Annotated in this window: 19 protein-coding genes; 12 read left to right on the forward strand and 7 right to left on the reverse strand. The window is 54.2% G+C overall.

From position 1 onward, the window contains the following. Nucleotides 1-148: 148 nt before the first annotated feature. The 7 genes from EO763_RS07775 to EO763_RS07805 all read left to right on the forward strand — a co-directional run bounded on the left by EO763_RS07775 (nucleotide 149) and on the right by EO763_RS07805 (nucleotide 8,073). Entirely contained in the window at nucleotides 149-2,053 is a 1,905-nt protein-coding gene (locus EO763_RS07775; protein ID WP_161528592.1) for an FTR1 family iron permease, read from the forward strand. 314 nt (nucleotides 2,054-2,367) lie between these two features. After that, nucleotides 2,368-2,895, forward strand: a complete 528-nt coding sequence (locus EO763_RS07780) for an iron transporter (RefSeq protein WP_010285198.1) — start codon at nucleotides 2,368-2,370, stop codon at nucleotides 2,893-2,895. Nucleotides 2,896-3,052: 157 nt separating this feature from the next. After that, on the forward strand, nucleotides 3,053-4,447 hold the full coding sequence (locus EO763_RS07785; protein ID WP_161528593.1) for a Fe-S-containing protein: 1,395 nt from the start codon (nucleotides 3,053-3,055) through the stop codon (nucleotides 4,445-4,447). A 2-nt stretch (nucleotides 4,448-4,449) separates the two neighbouring features. After that, complete coding sequence (locus EO763_RS07790; RefSeq protein ID WP_161528594.1) at nucleotides 4,450-5,739, forward strand: ABC transporter permease; 1,290 nt, start codon at nucleotides 4,450-4,452, stop codon at nucleotides 5,737-5,739. After that, complete coding sequence (locus tag EO763_RS07795) at nucleotides 5,729-6,868, forward strand: ABC transporter permease (protein ID WP_039535488.1); 1,140 nt, start codon at nucleotides 5,729-5,731, stop codon at nucleotides 6,866-6,868. Before EO763_RS07790 ends, EO763_RS07795 begins: the two co-directional genes overlap by 11 nt. Nucleotides 6,869-6,872: 4 nt before the next feature. Beyond that, nucleotides 6,873-7,589, forward strand: a complete 717-nt coding sequence (locus tag EO763_RS07800) for an ABC transporter ATP-binding protein (protein WP_161528595.1) — start codon at nucleotides 6,873-6,875, stop codon at nucleotides 7,587-7,589. Further along, nucleotides 7,576-8,073 carry a TlpA family protein disulfide reductase gene (locus EO763_RS07805; protein ID WP_161528596.1) on the forward strand — a complete coding sequence of 166 codons (498 nt, stop codon included), beginning with the start codon at nucleotides 7,576-7,578 and terminating at the stop codon, nucleotides 8,071-8,073. The genes EO763_RS07800 and EO763_RS07805 overlap by 14 nt, the downstream gene beginning before the upstream one ends. A gap of 238 nt (nucleotides 8,074-8,311) precedes the next feature. Here EO763_RS07805 and EO763_RS07810 read toward each other — a convergent pair whose 3' ends face one another. After that, nucleotides 8,312-9,289, reverse strand: a complete 978-nt coding sequence (locus EO763_RS07810; protein WP_039492757.1) for a DMT family transporter — start codon at nucleotides 9,287-9,289, stop codon at nucleotides 8,312-8,314. A gap of 95 nt (nucleotides 9,290-9,384) precedes the next feature. Then, nucleotides 9,385-10,218 carry an AraC family transcriptional regulator gene (locus EO763_RS07815; protein WP_161530360.1) on the reverse strand — a complete coding sequence of 278 codons (834 nt, stop codon included), beginning with the start codon at nucleotides 10,216-10,218 and terminating at the stop codon, nucleotides 9,385-9,387. A 486-nt stretch (nucleotides 10,219-10,704) separates the two neighbouring features. Between EO763_RS07815 and cbl the strand changes: the two genes are divergently transcribed. After that, nucleotides 10,705-11,658, forward strand: a complete 954-nt coding sequence (gene cbl / locus EO763_RS07820; RefSeq protein ID WP_039492754.1) for an HTH-type transcriptional regulator Cbl — start codon at nucleotides 10,705-10,707, stop codon at nucleotides 11,656-11,658. Between the two features lie 494 nt (nucleotides 11,659-12,152). Next, the gene (gltP, locus tag EO763_RS07825) at nucleotides 12,153-13,469 is read left to right on the forward strand and encodes a glutamate/aspartate:proton symporter GltP (RefSeq protein ID WP_039492752.1); all 1,317 of its coding nucleotides are present in this window, start codon (nucleotides 12,153-12,155) and stop codon (nucleotides 13,467-13,469) included. 75 nt (nucleotides 13,470-13,544) lie between these two features. Here the strand turns inward: gltP and EO763_RS07830 are convergent, their stop codons facing one another. From EO763_RS07830 to EO763_RS07845, 4 genes are all read right to left on the reverse strand, one after another. After that, nucleotides 13,545-14,648 (reverse strand): iron-containing alcohol dehydrogenase family protein, encoded by a 1,104-nt coding sequence (locus EO763_RS07830; RefSeq protein ID WP_161528597.1) that lies wholly within the window; start codon nucleotides 14,646-14,648, stop codon nucleotides 13,545-13,547. Between the two features lie 128 nt (nucleotides 14,649-14,776). Then, on the reverse strand, nucleotides 14,777-15,643 hold the full coding sequence (locus EO763_RS07835; RefSeq protein ID WP_010298413.1) for an ABC transporter permease: 867 nt from the start codon (nucleotides 15,641-15,643) through the stop codon (nucleotides 14,777-14,779). Next, on the reverse strand, nucleotides 15,603-16,469 hold the full coding sequence (locus EO763_RS07840) for an ABC transporter ATP-binding protein (RefSeq protein WP_161528598.1): 867 nt from the start codon (nucleotides 16,467-16,469) through the stop codon (nucleotides 15,603-15,605). Before EO763_RS07840 ends, EO763_RS07835 begins: the two co-directional genes overlap by 41 nt. A 56-nt stretch (nucleotides 16,470-16,525) precedes the next feature. Then, entirely contained in the window at nucleotides 16,526-17,548 is a 1,023-nt protein-coding gene (locus tag EO763_RS07845) for an ABC transporter substrate-binding protein (protein WP_161528599.1), read from the reverse strand. Between the two features lie 320 nt (nucleotides 17,549-17,868). On the opposite strand from EO763_RS07845, the gene EO763_RS07850 reads away from it, so the two are divergent. The 3 genes from EO763_RS07850 to cuyB all read left to right on the forward strand — a co-directional run bounded on the left by EO763_RS07850 (nucleotide 17,869) and on the right by cuyB (nucleotide 20,814). Next, on the forward strand, nucleotides 17,869-18,891 hold the full coding sequence (locus tag EO763_RS07850) for a malate/lactate/ureidoglycolate dehydrogenase (protein ID WP_161530361.1): 1,023 nt from the start codon (nucleotides 17,869-17,871) through the stop codon (nucleotides 18,889-18,891). 196 nt (nucleotides 18,892-19,087) lie between these two features. After that, on the forward strand, nucleotides 19,088-20,101 hold the full coding sequence (gene cuyA, locus EO763_RS07855) for a D-cysteate sulfo-lyase (RefSeq protein ID WP_161528600.1): 1,014 nt from the start codon (nucleotides 19,088-19,090) through the stop codon (nucleotides 20,099-20,101). Beyond that, entirely contained in the window at nucleotides 20,098-20,814 is a 717-nt protein-coding gene (gene cuyB, locus EO763_RS07860; protein WP_161528601.1) for a cysteate racemase, read from the forward strand. Before cuyA ends, cuyB begins: the two co-directional genes overlap by 4 nt. Before the next feature lie 43 nt (nucleotides 20,815-20,857). Here the strand turns inward: cuyB and EO763_RS07865 are convergent, their stop codons facing one another. Next, nucleotides 20,858-22,198: an anaerobic C4-dicarboxylate transporter gene (locus EO763_RS07865; RefSeq protein WP_161528602.1), complete on the reverse strand. Its 1,341-nt coding sequence runs from the start codon at nucleotides 22,196-22,198 to the stop codon at nucleotides 20,858-20,860. Between the last annotated feature and the right edge of the window lie 2 nt (nucleotides 22,199-22,200).

A 22,200-nucleotide genomic window follows, 5' to 3' on the forward strand; every position in this document is an offset into this window, starting at 1 on the left:
CGGTTTTTTTTGGCATTAAATTGAATCTGAAACCATTTGTTACACACTAAAGTGATTGTTGCTCATGTTTTCGTGACGTAAATCAAGACAGATTACGGCTTCAAAGTGATAATAAGAATAAATATCATTTGTGCTTCATTACTCGCTTATGTCTATCTGGCAAAAAACGCTTCTCGTGTTGTGTTGGCTGTTTAGCTGTTCAGCGGCAGTTGCCGCGACCGATTACGCCTCATTTATTCAAGATATCGAAACCCGGCTGGATAAAACGGCTCAGCTCTATGAGCAGCAAAAGCCGGATGAGGCCCGCACTGAAGTTCAGATGGCCTATTTCGAGGTGTTTGAAAACCTTGAAGGCCCGATCCGCATCAACATTTCCGCGCAAAAAAGCTATCAGTTAGAGGCTACGTTCGGTGAAATTCGCCGCATGATTGGCGAAGGAAAGCCGCAGGCCGAGGTACAGGCAAAAATCTCCTGGCTGAAGGGCGAACTGGATGCCGTTCTGCCCGTACTGTCGGAAGGGCACAAGCTGGTCGCACAGGAGCAGCACGGTGCCTATGACAACACCGATATTGCGCCGTACTGGCAGCAGAGTTTCAAAATCATCGATGACCAGCTCGCGCTAGCCGTGACGGAATATCAGGCCGGCGATTACAAAAAGGCTAGCCAGAGCGTGCAGCAGGCGCATTATCAGGGCTTTAAAAACTCTGAAATGGAGATGTCGGTCAGGCAGAATCGCTCGGCGCAGCAGGCGGCTTCCATTAATCAACAATTCTCCGCGCTGATTACATTAGCCAGCCAGCCCGATCAACTGACCGATGTTGCCTATCGGGTCACCACGCTGTTGCAGGATATCGAAGATGCCTTGCCGGGGTTGCCAACAACGCGTGACAGCCAGCAGGTAACGGCGACATCTACCGCGAACGCGGATACTGGTGCGGTGCCGGATGCGAACTGGGCGAACGTCGCCGACGATATCAATCAGGCCATTGCCGCTGCGATCGCGCAGTACCGTCAAGGCCAGGTCAAACCCGCCATCATGGCGGTGCAGGACACCTATTTCGATCTGTTTGAAGCCACCGGCATGGAGAACAAAATTGGTTCTCGCGATGCGGCGTTCAAATCGACGCTGGAAGGCTATTTCACCCGTCTGGTGAGCCTGATGAACGCCAAACAGCCTGCGGAGCAGCTGCAAGGGCAGGCAGACGCGTTGCAGCAGGAACTGGCGAAGGCCGTGACCATGCTGGGCGACGGCGGCGAAACCCACTGGAGCCTGTTGATCTACAGCCTGCTGATTATTGTGCGCGAAGGTCTGGAAGCCTTGCTGATTGTGGCGGCGATCGTGGCCTATCTGGTGAAAAACAATCAGCAGGACAAGCTGCCGCTGATTCGCCAGTCGGTTTATGTCGCGCTGCTGTGTAGCGTGATTACCGCCGTCATTTTCCAACTCGTGTTCACCCATTCCGGTGCCAGTCGTGAGCTGCTGGAAGGCATTACGATGCTGATCGCTGTGGTGATGCTGTTCTTCATGAGCTACTGGCTGTTATCCAAAGTGGAAGCGCGGCACTGGAAAGCCTATCTGGAAGGTAAGCTGTCCCATTCGCTAAGCAGCGGCTCCATGATCGGCCTGTGGCTCACCAGCTTTCTGGCCGTGTATCGCGAAGGCGCAGAGACGGTGTTGTTCTATTACGCGCTGGTCGGTGATGCCAGCAGCATGGCGGGACACCTCTCCATTCTGGCTGGGTTTGCTATCGGCTGTGTGATCCTGCTGATCGCCTACTTCGTGATGCGCTACACCATTGTCAAACTGCCACTGAAGCCGTTCTTCATGTTTACCGGCTGCTTTATGTACCTGATGGCGTTTGTGTTCGCGGGTAAAGGCGTGTTGGAACTGATCGAAGGCAAACTGTTTGAACCAACGTTGCTGACCGGCGTGCCGGAAATCACCTGGTTGGGGATTTATCCTTATGTGGAGACGCTGATTCCACAGGGTGTGCTGGTGGGCGCGGCGCTAATCGCCCTGTGGGTGATGCGGCGCAGGGCGTCTGCCGTCTGATAAAGAAGGCATCCGACGTTAATGTAATACTGGAAGCAATATACCCGTCATACTTCAAGTTGCTTGTGCGTTGGCTGCCCTTGCTTACCCCAGTCACTGACTTGAGTAAGTTCCTGGGGATTCGCGCAGTTGCCGCGTTACAAGGCCATAAATAGGCCTTGCCCTAAAGGGTCAACGCAAAGCGTTGTTCAAAACGCTAACGTTTTGTCACGCAACTCGAATTATTTAGGGTATAAGAGCAGCAAATAACCATAACAACCCCAATCGCTTAGCGAATTAAGCGAAGAGGGACGACTGAGATGAGGATGGGTTTGATGAATATGCAAAAAAGTCTGATTGCGGGTGCCGTTATTGCCGGTATTTTCACTGCACCTGCCGCGCTGGCATTTAAAGAATATCCAGCGGGTGAGCCGGTTTCCATGAACGAAATGGAAATTGCCGCTGTTTATCTGCAACCTATCGACATGGAACCGCGTGGGATGGGCCTGCCTGCCGCGAAAGCAGACATCCATTTGGAAGCCGATATTCACGCCGCTGAAGGTAACAAGAATGGCTTCGGTGCCGGTGAGTGGATGCCGTTCCTGACCATCGCGTACACCTTGACCAACACCGATACCGGTGCAAAGCAGGAAGGTACCTTCATGCCGATGGTTGCCAGCGATGGTCCGCACTACGGCGCGAACATCAAAATGATGGGCGTGGGCAACTACAAAGTAACTTACCACATCGATCCGCCATCAAAAGCCGGTATGCACCGTCACACCGATGGTGAGACGGGCGTAGGCCGCTGGTGGAAACCGTTTGATGTCAGCTTTGACTTCAAATACGTCGGCTTAGAATAAGGTCTTCTGTCCGCGATGTTCTGTCGCGGCCATGTTCACGCTTCTGCGGGCACACTTTTGTTGCCCGTAGAATCGGTGATTTTCCGGCCCGCGTGCTGATGCCACCCGGCATCGCGCTCAACCGACGCACCTGCAACTTGAAAGGTGACGGGTATATATGAATTTTTTTATCACGACCCTCCAATCCTTCCTGCCGATAGCGCTATTGCTGGGGCTGAACTGGAGCCATCGTTCCACGCCGACAGTCAGATCGCTGGGTTGGATCACGCTGCTGGCGCTGTTTGCCGGGACGTTTATTGGCGTACATTTTCCTAACGGGCAAGCGTTTCTGCTGGGATTTACGGCGCTTCAAGCGCTTGCCTTGATCCTGTTCCTGGCCTGTCAGTGTTTTTCCCACCCGCGTCTTGGCTATCTGTGGCAGGCGCTGTTGGTAGCGGGAGCGGCGGTGCAGTGGGGCAACGATCCCAATCTGACCGCGCTGACAACCACCCATGTGGTGAATACCGATCTGCTGCTGAATTTCAGCGCGGTGCTGCTGGCGTTTGGCTGGCTGGTGTTCTGTGCCGCGCTGTGCGGCATGATTGTGCGCCGCATTCGTTTACTGCGCTGGCCGCTTCTGGCGCTGTTGGTTGCACTTCTGCTGTTGCCGATAAGCGGTAATCTGCTGCTGCTGTTGATGAAATTACAGGCGCTGGGGCTCACCAAGCCGCGCCTGAGCTATGTGGCGCACGTCACCAACAGCGCGTATTTATTAAATTACCTCAGCGCATTGTTCATGGCGGCGTTGGCTGCCGGGCTGGTTTGGCCGCTGCGGCATGCGCGTCGCCAGATGCTGGCCACGCATGAGGCGATTGAAAAGCGTAAAGCGACAGCAGGCTATCGCACGCTGCGCCGCACGCTGCTGTCGACGGTCACTGCGTTATTGGTGGTGGCGTTGGCCCAGCTTTATTGGGATAAGGTCGCGTCGCAGCCGCCTCGCCTGTCGGAAGCACAGCCCGTGACGCTGGCGGCCGATGGCAAAGTACATATTCCGATTGAGCAGGTGCGCGATGGCAAGCTGCATCGCTTTGTGTGGATTGCCGATGATGGCAAGGCCGTGCGCTTTTTCATCATTAACCGCTATCCCGATCGCCTGCGTCTTGGCGTAGTGTTTGACGCCTGCCTGCTGTGCGGCGATCAGGGCTACGTGATGGAAGGCAATCAGGTGATTTGTGTCGCCTGCGGCGTGCATATTTTCATTCCTTCTATCGGGAAGGCGGGCGGCTGTAATCCGGTGCCGATTGAAGGTTGGAGCAACGACGATAATGAGCTGGTGATTGGGCGAGCGTCACTGGCGGCAGGCACGAATTACTTCTCGACGGTGGTGTCGATGGACGTTATCGATCCGGTTGATGGCTCCAAACTCACCAACGTGAACGCGGAACATAAATATCGCTACGGCGGTAAAACCTACTTCTTCTCGTCGGAGGCCAACTACAACCGCTTCCGCGAAAGTCCCGCGAAATTTGCCACTGCCAAAGCGGCGGCTGGCGAGCAGGCTGAGGAGGAATAATCATGCTGTGGCGACTGTTACGTCAGTCCTGGCGCAGAAATATTCGGCGTAAATCGCTGGCGGTGCTGACCGTGTTTTTGGCGGCGGGGTTGATTTCCGCACTGCTAGCGGTGTCCATCGACATCGGCGACAAAATGGCGCGTGAGCTGAAGTCCTACGGCGCGAATATTTTGATTGAGCCAGCAGGGCAAGCGGCGCTACCCGCGCTGTTTGGCGAACGCGGTAATCCGCTGGAAGGGCAGGATTTCCTCGATGAGGCTGAGCTGCCGAACATCAAAGATATCTTCTGGCGCAATAACATTGTCGGCTTTGCGCCGCTGCTGAGCGGTGATGTCGAGATCAAGGGTCAGCCGGTTGCCGTGCTGGGCACCTTCTTTTCTCAGCCTGTTGCGGTGCCGGATGAAGAAGACTATCGCTCGGGACAAATGACCGTTAGCCCCTACTGGCAGGTGGCGGGACAGTGGCCGCAGGAACCGGTGACGACGGAAAATGTGGCGCAGACGCTGGTAGGAAAACAGCTGGCGGCGCAAACGGGCTGGAAAGTCGGGGATAAACTCGCCTTGCACGGCGCAAAAGGGGACGCAACGGTAGAGGTTAGCGGCATTCTGAGCAGCGGCGGTGATGAAGAAAGTCGTCTGGTGATGCCGCTGGCAACGGTGCAATCGCTGCTGGGGCTGGCTGGTAAAATTCAGGCCATCCGCGTGTCAGCGCTGACCGTGCCGGAAAATGAACTGTCGCGGCGGGCGCGGGAAAATCTGGAAGCGCTGAATGCCGAAGAGTATGACCTCTGGTACTGCACCGCGTATGTCTCTTCGATTGCACATCAGTTGGAAGAAGCGATTTCTGGCTCGGTGGTGCGTCCTATCTGGCAGGTCGCCGCGTCGGAAGGCGTCGTGATCGACAAGATCCAACTGCTTCTGGCGGTGGTGACTTTCGCCGCGCTGGTGGCGGCAGCGATGGGGATTGCCTCGCTAATGACTAGCACCATTATGGAACGGGCCAAAGAGATCGGGCTGATGAAAGCGCTGGGGGCGCGCCAGTGGCAGATCATGCTGCTGTTTTATCTCGAAGCCGCGCTGAGCGGTCTGGCCGGTGGTGTCGCGGGCTGTGTTGCAGGCTGGGGGCTGGCGAAAGCCATTGGCCTGATGCTATTCGGCGTACCGTTGAGTTTTGCGTGGATCGTTATCCCCTGTGTGTTGGTGATCTCGATGCTGATTGCCATCATCGGAACGTGGTTCCCGGCGCGCCGGATTGCCAAACTGTATCCAGTGGAGGTGCTGTATGGGCGCTAATGGCTGGATGAACAGCATGTTCTGGCGGCTGGTGTTTCGCGCACTGCGACTGCGTATGCAGCGCGTCAGCGTCGTGTTCGCTGCGCTGATGGTCGGGGCGGCGATTGTGACGGCGATGTCCGCCGTCTATTTCGATATCAACGCCAAGATGAGCCAGGAACTACGCACCTTCGGCGCGAATTTTTATATTGGGCCAGCGCGAGGCAATACGATTCCACAAAGCACGTTTCAGCCGATTATCGACAACGCACCCGCTGGGTTGATCAATGCGTCCAGCCCTTATCTGTACGGTATGGCGCGTACGGAGCTGGAGAAAGTGGTGCTGATGGGCGTGTGGTTCGAATCGCTGCGGCAGTTGGCACCGTACTGGCAGGTCACAGGTAACTGGATTGGCGTCAGCTTCGATGACCGTAACGCCATGATCGGGGTGAAGCTGGCGGAGCGGTTGAATGTCAAAGTCGGCGACAGCATCACACTGGTGGGCGACGGCGGGAAGCAGCGGTTGCAGATCAAAGGCATCGTAGAATCCGGCGATGCGACGGACAACATGCTGATCGTGAATCTGGATCTGGCGCAAAAGTGGTTGGATAAAGAGGGCGCGATCAGTAATGCGCTGCTGAGCGTCAGCAACGATCTGGGGCAGGTCGATCGCTTCGCTGCCCAACTTCAGCAGCAGTATCCGCAGTTGGAGATCCGCCCGATCCTGAAGGTGTCGGCGTCGGAAGGCCAGGTGCTGAATAAAATCAAAGGGTTGATGGGGCTAGTATCAGCGGTGATCCTCGTGCTGTCTTCCCTGTGTGTAAATACGACGCTGATGGCGATTGTCGGTGAACGTGCCCGCGAATTTGCGCTACAGAAGGCGCTGGGCGCGAGCGGACGAGACATCATCCGGCAGATGCTGGCGGAAACCGGCATCATTGCACTGGCGGCCGTGGTGTGCGGTTCGCTGCTGGGGTATCTGCTGGCTCAGGTGCTGGGGATGGCCGTATTCAACGCGACGATCTCGCTGCGGTTACCGGTGTTCCCGCTCACGCTGGTGCTATCGTTATTGGTTGCTGCCGTTGCGGCGGTGGTTCCCACTCGGCGGGCGATCTACGTCGAACCAGCCAAAGTCTTGAAAGGAGAGTAACTCGATGTCTGTAGAAGTGAACGCGCAGGAAGGGGCGCAGGCAGCGGAGGCGGTGATTGAAACTCGCCAGCTCTATAAACGCTTTGGTCAGGTTACCGCGCTGGAGAACATCAATATCCGTATCGCGCGCGGCGAGTTTGTCGCCATCATGGGCGCGTCCGGTTCGGGTAAAACCACGCTGATGAATATTCTCACCTGTCTGGATACGGTGAGTGAAGGGCAGGTATTGCTGGATGGCGTCGATGCCGCTGGGCTGGATGAAGAAGGGCGACGCCAGTTCCGTGCCGATAAGATCGGTCTGGTATTCCAGCAGTTCCACCTGATTCCATTTTTGACCGCGCTGGAAAACGTAATGTTGGCGCAGCACTACCATAGCGTGGTGGATGAAGCGGCGGCGCAGTGTGTGCTGGAACAGGTTGGGCTGGCGCATCGCGTCGATCACTTACCGAGCCAGCTTTCCGGCGGTGAGCAGCAGCGCGTGTGTATCGCTCGTGCGCTGGTGAATGAGCCTCCGGTGATTTTCGCCGATGAACCGACGGGGAATCTGGATGAAGAGAATGAACAGCGGGTACTGGATCTGCTGAAAGATCTGCATCGGCAGGGGCGCACCATTGTGATGGTGACGCACAATCCTGAGTTAGGTCGGTTTGCTGACCGCATTATCCGCCTGCAACACGGTAAGTATTTTGGTGAAGAGGTGAATCATCATGAAATGGCGTAACGCGATTACCGCGCTGTGTCTGCTGGGCGCAGCGGCGCTGAGCGGCTGTAAGGAAGAACAGGTTAGCGTCGGATCACAGGCACCAGCGCTGGCGGCCTACGATCTGGCAGGGCAGCAAGTGGACCTGTTGAGCTGGCAGGGCAAAAGCGTGTACCTGAATTTCTGGTCGTCGGGCTGTGGTGGCTGCATGATTGAAATGGGCGCACTGGAGAAGCTGAGCAAGGAATATGGCGATAAAGTGGTGGTGATTGCGGTTAACACCGACCCTGACAGCGTGGATATCACGTCGATGCTGGCGCACCACAAGGTGACCTATCCGGTGGTGCGCGATCAGTTGGGCATTACCAAAGAGCGCTATCAGGTCAGCGGCACGCCAACTTCATTTATTATTGATGCGAACGGCAAGGTGACCGATCAGCATCAGGGCGCAAGGGATGAAGCACAACTCACTGCGCTGTTTCAGAAACTGGCAAGCCGGACATAGATACCGACGAATACCTAATGTTGGCACTTAAGCGTGGATTTACTCGCTTAGTTCCTGTGCTCGCCCTTACGGGCTGCCACAAATGGCATTTAAAATGCGTCTGCATTTTATAGGGGAAACACGGTGATGAGGTTCCCAGTAGGGATACCTCGCACCGTGGTAGTCCTCGGTATCTCGTTTCTTAAACGATCGTCAATTAGAACATGAAGACTGGCTTGTCTTATTTTCTTATTCCCTCTCACTCGGTTCTTGATACCGGTACCTGAACTTCCACAACTACAGGTTCCGGTTTCACTCGCATGGCGTAGATCACCCCGACAATCAGGCAGGTGATGCCACAGAGCGTCAACAACGGTGGCCAGGATTGCCGAATAATGAAGGCATAGGCCAGCCCTGCCAGCGTTTCAAACACAATCAGCGGGCCGACCAGTACCGTTGGCAGACGTTGGCTGGCTTCATTCCAGAACAGTGTGCCGATCCACGAACAAAATAGGCCAATCGCAATCATCAACGGGATGAAAACCTCGGGCCGTGGGCCGAACGGCTGCGTAAATGTGTTATCCGTCAGCGCCAGATGACCACACACCAGCATATACCCCAGCAGCGCCAGCGGTAGCGTGACCAGTCCCTGCGCTGTAGCCCAGGTGGTCGGCGTATTTCCTTTGTGGTCACGCAGCCAGCGGGCGTTGCGTAGCGGATACCACGTCCAGCAAATGACCGCGCAAAACGCCATCGCAATGCCGCTGGCATAACGCCATAAATCGAATTCGGCGGTGGTTCCTTTCAGTTCGGCAATATTGACGCAGACCAGTCCGGTGGCAATCAGCAATAGCGAGGGGAGAAGTCGACGCCAGGCCACGCGACCATCGTGCTTGCTATACAACACATTTGCAGTCACGGAAATCACCACGGGCAGAGTACCTATAATCATCGTCGAGATCGGTGCACCCGTGCGCTGAATCGCGCTGGCGAGCAAGAAGTAGTACAGCAGGTTACCGATAACCGTGAGTTTCGTGGCTTCCAGCCAGTCGCTGCGGGTTAACTGGCGCAGGCGACGGCGATCGAGCCAAGCTAGCGGCAGGGCAATCAGCCCAAAAGCCAGATAGCGTCCAGTGGACTGCAAGGCAGCAGAATAGTCCGGTACGAGCAGCGGCCCAACGAAAATTAGCCCCCACATCAATCCGGCGGCAAGCGCAAATAAAATCCCAATCAGCATGATAAACCCGTTTGTTCACAACATTTCATCGCGCCAGTCTAGGGAGAGTCGACAACGAATTATTGTAGGATATTGCTGTTTGTCATCGGCAGTGGTTAGCGCTGGGTCGGATACACCTGCTTTTGGTAGCGAATGGGCGTGACGCCATAGCGCTGGGCAAAGGTGCGAGTCAGATGCGCCTGATCGGTTAACCCGACGGCGACGGCGACATGGGCGGCCGCCATACCGTGCGTCAGCATCTGCTTGGCCTCATATAGTCGAATCGCCATCAGCATCTGGTGTGGTGTGACATGAAACTGGGCTTTGAACTGGCGCAGGAAGTGGTACGGGCTGAGGGAAACCAGCGCCGCCAGCTCTTTTAAGGTAATCGTATGGGCAAAGTTTTCCCGTAAGTAAGCCTTCACCACATCAAAGCGATGGAACGGTTCAATAATCTGACGTTGTGCAATACGTGCGTGAGGCCGGAAAAGCGCAATCAGCGACAGCAGCAGGCTTTCACTCGCCAAGGGATCGGTTGTTTGCCACATGGCGGCCAGCGTCATCGCCAGTTGACGTGCAGTAGTGGGATCGTGGCGCACGACGTCGGTAAACCACCAGCCTTTCTCGCCGGAGATGTTCTCCAGTACATCGGGCGGGATGTAGATCATGCGATAGCGCCAGCCGTCTTCCGTCGCAGATTCCCCCGTGTGCAGCTCATCAGGGTTCATCAGCACTAACGAATCGACAGGCGCAATGTGCTTGGCTCCACGATAGCGGAATCGCTCCGCCCCGTCGTCAATGGTGCCGATGCCAAATGCCTCATGCGTGTGTGGCTCAAAGGCATAACGGCAGATGTGCGCGTGATAGAGCTCGATGCCGGGCAGCGCCGGCAAGTGCCGGAATTGGGCATAGTCTCTCTCATCAGTAAAGTGTTCCGGTACGCCCTGCATGCTGCCACCTCGTCTTTGATTCAGACCGCCATCATAGCAGCGATATACCCGTAATACTTCAAGTTGCATGTGCGTTGGCTACGTTCACTCACCCGAATCACTTACTTGTGTAAGCTCATCGGGATTCCCTCTCTTGCCGCCTTCCTGAAACTCGAATTATTTGGGGTATAGCACATCAGCTTGAAGTCGTGCGTCCTATTTAGCGTGAGAAGAAATACGCGAAAAAGGGAATAAAAGCGCGGAGATAAATAGACCAGAAAGGAATAAATCATAGCCAAATGGTTGATTGACGGCGTGCATGTGACAAAAATGATTCTATATAACCGTTTGATTTTAATGTTTATGTCTATTCCTTGTTAGGTAAGGTAGCGCGGCAGACATACCGTTAGTATAAAAAAATATAATCAACTCCATTTGCTTATTTGTTCTGACTCTCATTACTTGCATCAATATTGCTATCTGTAATAAAGAACAAGGGAGTGAAAGGTGAACTTTCAGCAACTGAAGATTATTCGTGAATCAGCACGGTGCAATTACAACCTGACCGAGGTGGCGAATACGCTGTTTACCTCTCAATCCGGCGTGAGTCGTCACATCCGCGAGCTGGAAGAAGAGCTGGGGATTGAAATCTTCATCCGTCGCGGCAAGCGCCTGTTAGGCATGACTGAGCCGGGAAAAGAACTGCTGGTGGTGGCTGAGCGCATCCTGAATGACGCCAGCAATATCCGGCGGCTGGCGAATGTCTTCACTAATAACGATACCGGTCAGTTGGTGATCGCGACGACGCATACACAGGCACGTTATAGCCTGCCGCCGGTGATTAAAGCTTTCCGCTCGCTGTATCCACAGGTGCGTCTGGTACTGAATCAGGGCACGCCGGATGAAATTGTGGCGATGCTCCATTCCGGTGAAGCCGATATCGGTATTGCCAGTGAGCAGTTGATTAACGATCCCTCGCTGGCAGCGTTTTCCTACTATCGCTGGCACCATTCGGTGATTGTGCCGGAACACCATCCGCTGACGCAGGAACCGGTTATTACGCTGGAGATGCTGAATGCGGAGCCGTTGATTACCTATCGCCAGGGGATTACGGGGCGTTCACGTTTAGATCGTGCGTTTCAGGCGGTGGGCATGTCGCCAGATATTACGTTGAGTGCGCAAGATTCGGATGTGATTAAAACCTATGTTGAGCTGGGGCTCGGGGTGGGGATTGTGGCCGATATGTCATTCGATCCGCTGCGTGACAAAGGGCTGGTACGGTTGAATGCTGAGCACCTGTTTGAAGCTAACACGGTCTGGCTTGGACTGAAAAAGGGTCAGTTACAGCGTAACTATGCCTGGAAATTTATTCAGCTGTGTAATACAGAACTGTCGCTGGATGACATTAAAGATAAGGTGTTCTCGGATAACGATGAAGCGGTGATTGATTACCAAATCTGAATGGCACAACCGTTTCCTAACCCGATGCCCAGCCAGCATTTTTCTGACTGGGCAGGTCTTTTCCTTTCGATTTTATCGCGATTTTTTGTGCCGCGATGCCCTTCGTTTACTGTACTTGATTCAGCATAAATAGGGTTTATCGTGCCGATAATCTGCTTGATCTGATCGTGCTGCAATAGTAGCATTTCCGACATAACAATAATTTATGTCTGTATTTTTGTTAAGTAATACAAATGCTTGTGCATTTTTATTGAATGATTATGTTAACGATTTTGGTATCACAATAGAAAGTTTACCCTAAATAATTCGAGTTGCAGGACAAAACGTGTGCGGTTTGAACAACGTATAAGCGGCTTGAAGTATGATGGGCTAATCCATCAGACATCCTTCTCACTAGTCAGTCACCTCCACGTTGATTTTTTCGGTTCGCATTGCGCCGGAGTCGCGCTAGCGCCATGTTTATGATGGCGGGGAGTTTAAAACGGAAAATGACGATGAAAACACAAAAAATCAGCCTTGCCTGGCAAATCCTTATTGCGTTGGTTCTGGGTATTGCACTCGGTGCCGTGCTGCATGAACAGCAAGAAAGCCGCCAGTGGCTCATCAGTAATATTCTTAGCCCTGCGGGCGACATCTTTATCCGCTTGATCAAAATGATTGTTGTCCCGATCGTGATCGCCACGCTGATTGTCGGGATTGCGGGCGTAGGGGATGCCAAAAAGCTCGGACGCATCGGCTTCAAAACCATCCTCTATTTTGAAATCATCACGACAGTGGCGATTATTCTTGGCATCACGCTGGCTAATATCTTCCAGCCGGGTCACGGCATCGATATGTCGACGCTGACCGCCGTTGATATCTCGCAGTATCAAAAGACCACCGAGCAGGTGCAGAGCGGTTCGCACAGTCTGGTTGGGACGGTGCTGTCGCTGATCCCGCCGAATATTTTTGCGGCGATGGCACATGGCGAAATGCTGCCGATCATCTTCTTCTCTGTGCTGTTTGGCCTGGGGCTATCTTCGTTGCCGAAAGATCACCGCGAGCCGTTGCTGAACGTCTTCCGCGGCGTGTCGGAAACCATGTTCAAGGTGACGCACATGATCATGCGCTATGCGCCAGTTGGGGTGTTTGCGCTGATTTCTGTCACGGTTGCCAACTTCGGTTTTGCGTCGCTGTGGCCGTTAGCCAAGCTGGTTATGCTGGTTTATGCTGCGATTTTCTTCTTCGGGCTGGTGGTGCTCGGTATCGTTGCACGTCTGTGTAAGCTGCGTATTACCCTCTTGATCCGCATCCTGAAAGATGAGCTGATCCTTGCATATTCCACCGCCAGTTCCGAAACCGTGCTGCCGCGTATCATCGAAAAAATGGAAGCCTATGGCGCACCGAAGTCGATTACCAGTTTCGTGGTGCCGACCGGTTACTCCTTTAACCTCGATGGCTCTACGCTGTACCAAAGTATTGCGGCGATCTTCATCGCACAGCTCTACGGCATCGAACTGTCGATTGGGCAGGAAATCGTGCTGGTGTTAACGCTGATGCTGACGTCCAAAGGCATTGCTGGCGTACCGGGTGTGTCGTTTGTCGTGCTGCTGGCGACGCTGGGCAGTGTCGGTATTCCGCTGGAAGGTCTGGCGTTCATTGCGGGTGTCGACCGTATCCTCGACATGGCGCGCACTGCGTTGAACGTGGTGGGAAATGCGCTGGCGGTGCTGGTCATTGCCAAGTGGGAAAACCAGTTCGATGAACAGAAAGCACTGGCCTATGAACGTGAGCTTAAAGGGATAAGCACGCAGCCATCCCAACAGGGATAATCTCGGTATAGTTTAAATAGCTTATGAACGGGCGCGGCGAGTGATCGAGACGCCCGTTTCTTTATTGATCTACCGTCATGCTGCGTGGCTATCTATCACGCTGGCTTCTAAGGTTTGTGTGCGCCATAGCGCCTGTTCAATACGTTCGGCATCCGTTGCAAAAGGCAGGCGTGCGGCAATTTTCGGCGCGATTTTGACGTTCTGCGCGATGTGTTCAACCAGCTGTGGACGTTCGTTTAGGCCGAGGGCACTTAGCGTGATCGGGCTACCGTAGCGGCGCAGCTGAGCGAACAGCTCTTCGCGGTCGGCGTCGTTATCGTGTTCCAGAAACGCCTGTGTAGCCAGACCAAAGCCCACTTTCTCGCCGTGCAGCCAGTCATGCAGTTCCGGCAGGCGTGTCATGCTGTTGTGAATCGCATGGGCGACACCAATACGTGGCACCTCATCTTTCATGCTATTTGCCAGACCCGCCAATGCGATAACGGCGTCGATCGCGCTGCGCAGGGCTGGCGTGACCAGACCTTGCTCATTATCCGCGATGGCCTGCTCGCCATACGTATTAAATGTCTCTACGGCCAGCCGTGCAGCCTGCGCTTTAAGCGCCAATGCCAATCCGCTATCGCCGTGACGCAAATAGGGCTGAAATTCGTACCACTTCGCCAGTGCATCCACGATGCCGGCTCTGAGATAGCGTGAAGGACTGTGGGCGATGATCTCGCTGTCTACCAGCACCCACACGGGTAAGCGCGTTAGCGGAAATGCCCCGTTGTGTGCACCGCTGTCACTGTATATCACGCTGATCGGTGACCAGGCGGCGCAGGTCGCGGCAATGGTGGGGACAGCGATGACGGGAATTTGCCCCAGAATATCGCCGACGGCTTTGGCGACATCCAGCACGCGCCCGCCGCCAATGCCTAAAATCAGTTCTGCGCCGAATGTTCGTGCCTGTGCGGTCAGCGCTTCTATCGCTGGCTTGGTGCAATCACCCGGCAAAAATTCGACCTGATACCCTAAGCCGTAATCACTGAGGCTGCGTTCGACCGCATCCGACGTCGTTTTCCATGCCTGTGGGCTGGTAATAATTAATACTGTGCTGGCGTAAGGCGCTGCATATTCGCCGACAGAACGAATGACGCCATCACGATTCAGGTAGGTTTGTGGCGCTTGGATTGCAATCATGTGCGCGATCTCTCATCTCTGTGGGAAAAGATAAATCAGTTGTAGCAGCGATGCAGAACGCTGCAAAAGAACAATTCTGGCTATGAATGGACAGATTTCGCATAACCATAATGGGTGTAATGCGCAAGCTAGCGCTGCATTCCCCAGCGTTTTACCGTGACCTTTTCGATGGTGGAAAACACCAGCCCTTCAACCAGCAGCCCGATGATGATGACGGAAGCCAGCCCGGCAAAAACGCGGTCGGTGTAAAGCTCGTTACGGTTCTGGAAAATGTACCAGCCCAAACCGCCGTTGCCGCTGGATGCGCCAAACACCAGTTCAGCGGCAATCAGGGTGCGCCAGGCAAACGCCCAACCGATCTTCAGGCCGGAGATAATCGATGGCAGCGCGGCAGGTATCAGGATCGCGCTAATGTAGCGAAAGCCGGTCAGGCCGTAGTTGCGACCAGCCATACGCAGCGTTTCCGAAACGCCGAGAAAGCCGGAGTAGGTATTCAGCGCCATCGGCCACATCACGGAATGAACGAGCACGAATACCAGACTCTTTTCTCCCAGCCCAAACCACAGCAGCGCCAACGGCAGTAATGCAATCGCAGGCAGCGGATTGAACATGGAGGTTAATGTGCCTAAGAGATCGCGTCCGAAACGGGTGGAAACCGCCAACGCGCTGAGGGCGAGTGCCAGCAGGCTGCCAATGACATAGCCTTTCAACAGCGTGCCGAGTGAAACCACCATCTTCTGCGGCAGTTCACCGCTGGCGAGATCGTCGCGAAAAGCCTGAAAGGTTTGCAGGAAGCTCGGCAGCATCAGGTCATTGTTTTGCCAGCGTGCGGCGAACTCCCACAGGATAAGCAGCCCAGCCAGCAGCACCAGCTTGCGCAGCCAGGTCTGATTCCACAGGCGCGTCGTCAGCGGCAGAGGCTGGGTGAGGGTAAAATCTTTCAGCGGTGTCAGTTCACGCTGATACTCGGGCCGCACGGGGGGCTGAATGCTCATAGGATTTACCTTGCGTGGATGTGACGGGTGAAGGCGCGTCAACATCGGTTGGAAAAAGAAGATGATGAATGCGTTGCGCGGTGCTCTGAAAGGCTTCGCTGCCCTGATCGTTTAGCGCAAACTGATGGCAGTTAATTTCCGCCCGCACGCGACCTGGATGCGGTGAGAGCAGCAAAACCCGGCTGCCGACGATCAGTGCTTCCTCAATCGAGTGGGTGACAAACAGCAGCGTGAAGCGCACCTCTTCCCACAGCGCCAGCAATTCTTCCTGCATTTTGCGGCGAGTCAGTGCATCCAGTGCGGCGAACGGCTCATCCATAAGCAGCACTTTCGGCTGCATGGTCAGCGCCCGTGCGATGGCGACGCGTTGCTTCATCCCACCGGATAACGTATGCGGATAGGCATCGGCAAATTTCGCCAGCCCGACCTTATCGAGAAAATAGCGGGCGCGTTCTTCTGCTTCGGCTCGCGTCCCCTGACGGCTGGCAACTAGCGGAAACAGCGTATTTTCCAGCACGGTTTTCCACGGTGGTAACTGGTCAAATTCCTGAAAGACCATGATGCGATCCGGCCCCGGTTTTGTGACGCGCTGGCCGTCGAGGCGGATTTCACCGTCTACCGGCGACAGAAAGCCGCCGATAGATTTGAGTAAGCTGGATTTGCCACAGCCGGAAGGCCCTAATAGCACAAAGCGCTCGGCGGGAAAGACGTCAAAACTCACATCATGGGTGGCGCGTACCAGACTGCGCCGCGTTCGGTATTCCAGTCCGACGCCGTCAACCTGCAACAGCGGCTGGTCAATCGTGTCGTGAGTGTGGTGTGTCATGCTTGTTCTCCTGCGTAGCGACGAGGTTCTCGTCGAATGAGCGCGACGCTGAGCATTCAACTGCCCGGCTGTTCGTGAATTTCTGCAAAGAAATAGTCTTTCCAGGAGGTGGCTTTATTTTTCAGTACGCCAAGCTGGTGCAGCTTTTCGGCATAAACGTAGGTGCGTTCAGGGGTGATCGTGAAATCGATCTCGGGATCGGCGACGATGCGTTTCACCAGTTCAGGATCCAGTTTCGATTTCTCTACCCGAATGTAGGTGTCGGCCGCTGCGGCTTTATCTGCTTTGACGGTCTGCGAGGCTTCCTTCAGTGCGTCGTAGAAGGCACGGTAGGTTTTTGGATTCTCATCATGGAATTTCTGCGTGGTATAAAGCACGTTGAACGTTGCCTGACCGCCTAACACGTCATAAGAACTCAAAATTTTGTGCACATTGGCATGTTCTAACGCCTGATATTGGAAAGGCGGGCTGGAGAAGTGGGCGTTGATTTCGGAGCCGCCAGCGATAAGAGCCGCGCTGGCATCGGGATGCGGCAGGCTGACGGAAATCTTGTCGAAGCGTTTGAAATCCTCCGCGCCGTAGAGCTTCGCGGTTTCGATTTGCAGCGTGCGTGACTGGAAGCCAACGCCAGCAGCAGGCACGGCGATACGATCTTTATCGCTCAGGTCACGGACGGATTTCACCGCCGGGTTATTGCTGAGCAAATAGTTGGGCATGGAGCCGAGTGAGGCAATGGCTTTCACATTTTGGCGACCCTGCGTGCGGTCCCACACGGTCAGCATCGGCGGAACACCGGCGGAGGCCACATCCAGCGCACCGGACAGCAGTGCTTCGTTGATCGCTGTCGCGCCAGAAAGCGTGCGCCAGTCTACCTTGATATCCAACCCTTGCTGCTTACCATGCTTCTCTATCAGGTTTTGGTCGCGCACCACATCCAGAATCAGGTAACCGATGCCAAACTGTTGCGCAATGCTGATGGTACCTTCCGCATTCGCGCCAAATGCCGTTAACGTCAGGCCAATCATGGCGGCAAGGCGTGTGAAACGCGTCGATTTTTTCGCGGGTAGTGAGGGATTCATTATCGGTGTCTCATTATTAATAGTAATAGGGTTGGCAATAAAATTAGAAAAGAACCACAAGGTATTATTTCAATAATATATTCGTCGTAAATAATGTATTAAAGAAGGCATCCTATTTTCTTAGCGCGTTGCAGCTAAAGTGTTTTTTGGAATAAGTTAGAATAAATGATATTTTAAATAGTCACCCGTGCGATAAAACAAGTAAATAACCGCTTTAGCTAAATATTTGCTATGAATAGTCTTATTTGTCAGTTATGGATAAAAATCTGCGCGTTATAGTGGGGAATATATAAATGTCTATTGTGGTATACAGAAAAAACATGCCTGTTTTTACTCATCATTATTTACGTGATTATTTACGCGATCGGCTGACAGAGAATGATGTGGACGCGTCAATTGCAGAGATTGTGGCGGATAACCTCGTCGAATCCAGCCTGAAAGGGCATGACTCGCACGGTGTGAGCATGCTGCCGCGCTATATCGATGCGATTCGGGAAGGTGGACTTTCACCCCACGCACAGGCGGAAAAAGTGCTAGATTTCGGCCCGTTGATTTCGTTCGACGGCCAGCAGGGTTTTGGTCAGGTGGTGGCAAAACAGGCCGTGGCAGAAGGTATTGCGCGTGCACAAACGCATGGTTTGGCGGTGATCAGTCTGGCGAATGCTCACCATCTGGGACGTATCGGCGCGTGGGCAGAACAGGCGGCGGAAGTCGGGCTGGTGTCGCTGCATTTTGCCAACGTGTATACCAAACCGGTGGTGCTGCCGTGGCAGGGCCAGCAGGCGCGTTTCGGAACGAATCCATTCTGCGCCGGCATTCCGGTTGAGCACGACGATCCGGTGATTCTGGATTTTGCTACTAGCGTGATTGCCGGTAACAAAGCCCGTATCGCGTGGAATGAGGGTAAACAGGTTGCACCCGGCTGTATCGTTGATAACGAAGGCAATCCGACGGTGGATCCCCGCTGGCTGATGGAACAACCTCTGGGGGCGCTACTGCCGTTTGGTGAACATAAGGGATCGGGGCTTTCGTTGGTTTGCTCGTTGCTTGGCGCGGCGCTGACCGGTGGGAAAACCGAACGCACGGCGAAAGGCGAGGGTAAGCAAATTATTAACAGCATGCTGTCGATTTTAATCGATCCGCAGAAATTAGGCGGTGCGGCAACCTATCAGCAGGAAATTCCGGCCTTATTAGAATGGGTGCGCCAATCCCGTGATGACGATGCGTTATTGCTGCCCGGCGATAAAGAAAAGCAAACTTATCGTCAGCGGCTGGAGAACGGTATTTTTGTCGATGATGTCAGTTGGGGGCAGTTATCTTATTTAAATAACAAAGTGGCTTGAAGAATTAATTAATAATTTATTAATTTACTTAACTGATTTTAATTTATCTCAATACAGAAAAAGAGATCCGACGTAGTGCCATGAAATCGATAAGGTCATGCCATAAATACGCGCGTTGACGCTACATATTTTGTATCGCGCTCGTGAAGGCGTCTATCGCCACCTCAATCTGTAATCCGTATTTCAGGAGAATATTATGCACCTTGCTCGATTCCCCCGTTTATCACTGGGCCATTTTCCCACGCCGCTGGAGGTGTTACCGAACCTGTCTGCCTATCTGGGCGGTCCGACGATTTACATCAAACGTGACGACGCCACGGGGCTGGCGACCGGTGGCAATAAAACCCGCAAGCTGGAGTTTCTGCTTGCCGATGCGCAGCAGCAGGGCGCGGATGTCATCATCACGCAGGGCGCAACGCAGTCTAACCATGTGCGACAAACTATTGCGGCGGCGGCAAAGCTGGGCTTGAAAACCAAGGTGCTGCTGGAAAAGCGCGTGGAGGACTACGGTGAAGACTACCAGCGCTCCGGTAACGTGCTGCTGGATAACCTGCTCGGCGGCGAAATTATCGATCATCTGCCCGCTGGCACAGATATGCAGCAGGCGATGGAAACGTTAGCGGAATCACTGCGTAAAGAAGGATTGAAACCTTATGTCATCCCCGGCGGCGGCTCCAGCCCGGTAGGGGCGTTGGGCTATGTCGCCTGTGCGGAAGAGCTGTTATTTCAATCCAGCCAGCAGCGTCTGCGTATCGATCATATCGTTCACGCGACGGGCAGCACCGGCACGCAGGCAGGATTGGTGACCGGGCTGGTGGCGACAAACAGCCAGATTCCACTATTAGGCATCAGCGTCAGAGCGCCGAAAGCGAAGCAGGAAGAGAATGTTTACGCGTTAGCACAGCGTACCTGGCAACTGCTGGGGATTCTGGGCGAACTACCGCGTAGCGCGGTGCAGGTGAACAGCGACTATGTCGGCAAAGGGTACGGCATTCCAACCGAAGGAACGCTGGAAGCGCTCAGGCTGTTGGCGCAGTTGGAAGGGATTTTGCTCGATCCGGTCTATTCCGGCAAAGGAATGGCGGGGCTGATCGATTTGATTCGGCAAGGACATTTTCGCGCTGATGAAAACATCGTCTTTATTCATACCGGCGGTTCGGCGGGGCTGTTTGGTTACCGCCAACTGTTCGAACAAACGGCCGCGCAATGAGTACACCGCTGATTGGCGTGCTGGGCGGTATGGGGCCTCTGGCGACGGTCGATCTGTTGCATAAAATTGTTGAAGAAACGCCCGCCAGTCGCGATCAGGATCATGTGCCGGTGGTGGCCTGGAACGTACCGCAGATTCCCGATCGCCAACAGGCGCTGGCAGGTACTGGTGAATCGCCGCTGCCGGCGCTGTTGCACGCTATCCGGCAGCTTAATCGCCTGTCGGTCAGCCATATTGTGGTGCCGTGCAATACGGCGCACCACTGGTTTGACGCGTTGACGGAGGCAAGTTATGCACCGCTGCTGCATATTGCCGATGCCACGCTGCACGCGCTGACACAGGTAGATGAGGCAAAGACAACGCCGCAAAAAATCGGGCTGATTGCGACTCACGGGACGCTCAATGCAGGATGGTATCAGCAGCGTTTTACCGCGCAGTTAGGTGCGGAAACCGTGGTGCCGAATGAACAGGAAATGACAACGCTCTTCGTGCCGGGGTGTTATGCGGTAAAGCGTGGTGATCTACAGCACGGCGGACGGTTGCTGGAACAGTTAGCGGCACAACTGGTTGAACGGGGAGCAGAACGTCTGGTGCTGGCCTGCACGGAAGTCCCGCCTGCGCTGGAGGCGGTGTCGTCACGCTGGCAGGACATCAGTATCGATCCGACACGCGCGCTGGCGCAGGCCTGCGTTCGCCTCTGGCAACAAAAATAAAAGCCGCCCAGCAATGGGCGGCTTTTAGGTAGAGAGAACCGAATTACAGGAAGCCGTACATTGCAGCGAACACCCAGCCAAAGACGCAGGATGTGCTCACGCCGATCAGGCCCGGCAGAATGAAGCTGTGGTTGATAACGAAACGGCCGATTTTGGTGGTACCGGAACGGTCAAACTGGATAGCAGCCAGATCGCTTGGGTAGGTCGGCAGAATGTAGTAACCATAACAGGCTGGCGCAGACGCCACGATATACGCTGGATCCACCCCGATGGCTAGCGCAACGGGGACAATCGCCGCCAGCGCCGCCGCCTGCGAGTTAACGAATTTGGACACAATCAGTAGGATTATGGCGTAAGCCCACGGGTAGACCTTCACCATTGAGCCGAGTGTGCTTTTGATCTCTTCCAGATGCGCGCCGAACATGGTTTCCGCCATCCAGGCGATACCGTATACCGCGACGATGGCAATCATCCCCGAACGGAACACTTCATTCTTCGATATTGATGATGGATTGGTTTTGGTCGCGATAATGATGATGGCGCCGGAAAGCAGCATAAACATCTGAATGACCAGTACCATCGACAGCGGCTTACTGGCAAAGACTGGACGCAGTTCTTCAACGGCACCCAGAATCGCTACCGCAGCGATGGTTGCCAGAAAGATCCACATGGCAACCCAGTTACTGCGCGGCAGTTTTCTGTCCAGCAGCGTGGCCGTATCGCCATACACATACTGTTTGTTTTCTGGATCGGCGATGAATGTCTGAAAGTCTTCATCCTTGTCCAGATCCTTACCACGGAACCAACTGAAAATCCCAATCGCCAGAATACCCAGCAGGGTAGAGGGAATGGTAATAGACAGCAGATCGAGGAATCCCAGATGCTTACCCTGGAAGGTGAAATTAGCCAGCATGGCAACCAGCGACACCACCGCAACAGAGACTGGACTGGCGATAATCCCCATCTGAGCGCCGATCGAACTGGCGGCCATCGGTCTTTCAGGACGGATATTATTCTTGATGGCGACATCATAAATAATCGGCAGAATGGTATACACCACGTGGCCTGTACCGCACAGGATAGTCAGAATACAGGTAACAAACGGCGCGATAATCGAAACGTATTTCGGGTTACGCCGCAGCATACGTTCCGCGATTTGTAGCATGACATCCAGCCCGCCCGATGCCTGAAGCGTTGCCGATGCAGCCACCACGGCAATGATGACCAGCATGACGTCAACGGGCGGTTTACCCGGTTGTAGTTTAAAAATAAAGACCAGAATAACAAGTCCAATCCCGCCTAATAAACCCAGCGCGATCCCGCCTTTTCTTGCCCCGTAAAAAAGGCAGATCAGGACAATGACTAATTGAATGATGAAATCCATAG

Origin of the sequence: Pectobacterium odoriferum, from assembly GCF_009931295.1 — a bacterium.
Lineage (GTDB): Bacteria > Pseudomonadota > Gammaproteobacteria > Enterobacterales > Enterobacteriaceae > Pectobacterium > Pectobacterium odoriferum.

Coding starts and splice junctions, on each gene's coding strand:
- EO763_RS07830 (WP_161528597.1), bottom strand. CDS start 14,648: ATGATTGCAATCCAAGCGCCACAAACCTACCTGAATCGTGATGGCGTC.
- EO763_RS07845 (WP_161528599.1), bottom strand. CDS start 17,548: ATGAATCCCTCACTACCCGCGAAAAAATCGACGCGTTTCACACGCCTT.
- EO763_RS07785 (WP_161528593.1), top strand. CDS start 3,053: ATGAATTTTTTTATCACGACCCTCCAATCCTTCCTGCCGATAGCGCTA.
- EO763_RS07865 (WP_161528602.1), bottom strand. CDS start 22,198: ATGGATTTCATCATTCAATTAGTCATTGTCCTGATCTGCCTTTTTTAC.
- EO763_RS07805 (WP_161528596.1), top strand. CDS start 7,576: ATGAAATGGCGTAACGCGATTACCGCGCTGTGTCTGCTGGGCGCAGCG.
- cuyA (WP_161528600.1), top strand. CDS start 19,088: ATGCACCTTGCTCGATTCCCCCGTTTATCACTGGGCCATTTTCCCACG.
- gltP (WP_039492752.1), top strand. CDS start 12,153: ATGAAAACACAAAAAATCAGCCTTGCCTGGCAAATCCTTATTGCGTTG.
- EO763_RS07815 (WP_161530360.1), bottom strand. CDS start 10,218: ATGCAGGGCGTACCGGAACACTTTACTGATGAGAGAGACTATGCCCAA.
- EO763_RS07835 (WP_010298413.1), bottom strand. CDS start 15,643: ATGAGCATTCAGCCCCCCGTGCGGCCCGAGTATCAGCGTGAACTGACA.
- EO763_RS07775 (WP_161528592.1), top strand. CDS start 149: ATGTCTATCTGGCAAAAAACGCTTCTCGTGTTGTGTTGGCTGTTTAGC.
- EO763_RS07850 (WP_161530361.1), top strand. CDS start 17,869: ATGCCTGTTTTTACTCATCATTATTTACGTGATTATTTACGCGATCGG.
- EO763_RS07840 (WP_161528598.1), bottom strand. CDS start 16,469: ATGACACACCACACTCACGACACGATTGACCAGCCGCTGTTGCAGGTT.
- EO763_RS07780 (WP_010285198.1), top strand. CDS start 2,368: ATGAATATGCAAAAAAGTCTGATTGCGGGTGCCGTTATTGCCGGTATT.
- EO763_RS07800 (WP_161528595.1), top strand. CDS start 6,873: ATGTCTGTAGAAGTGAACGCGCAGGAAGGGGCGCAGGCAGCGGAGGCG.
- EO763_RS07790 (WP_161528594.1), top strand. CDS start 4,450: ATGCTGTGGCGACTGTTACGTCAGTCCTGGCGCAGAAATATTCGGCGT.
- EO763_RS07795 (WP_039535488.1), top strand. CDS start 5,729: ATGGGCGCTAATGGCTGGATGAACAGCATGTTCTGGCGGCTGGTGTTT.
- EO763_RS07810 (WP_039492757.1), bottom strand. CDS start 9,289: ATGCTGATTGGGATTTTATTTGCGCTTGCCGCCGGATTGATGTGGGGG.
- cuyB (WP_161528601.1), top strand. CDS start 20,098: ATGAGTACACCGCTGATTGGCGTGCTGGGCGGTATGGGGCCTCTGGCG.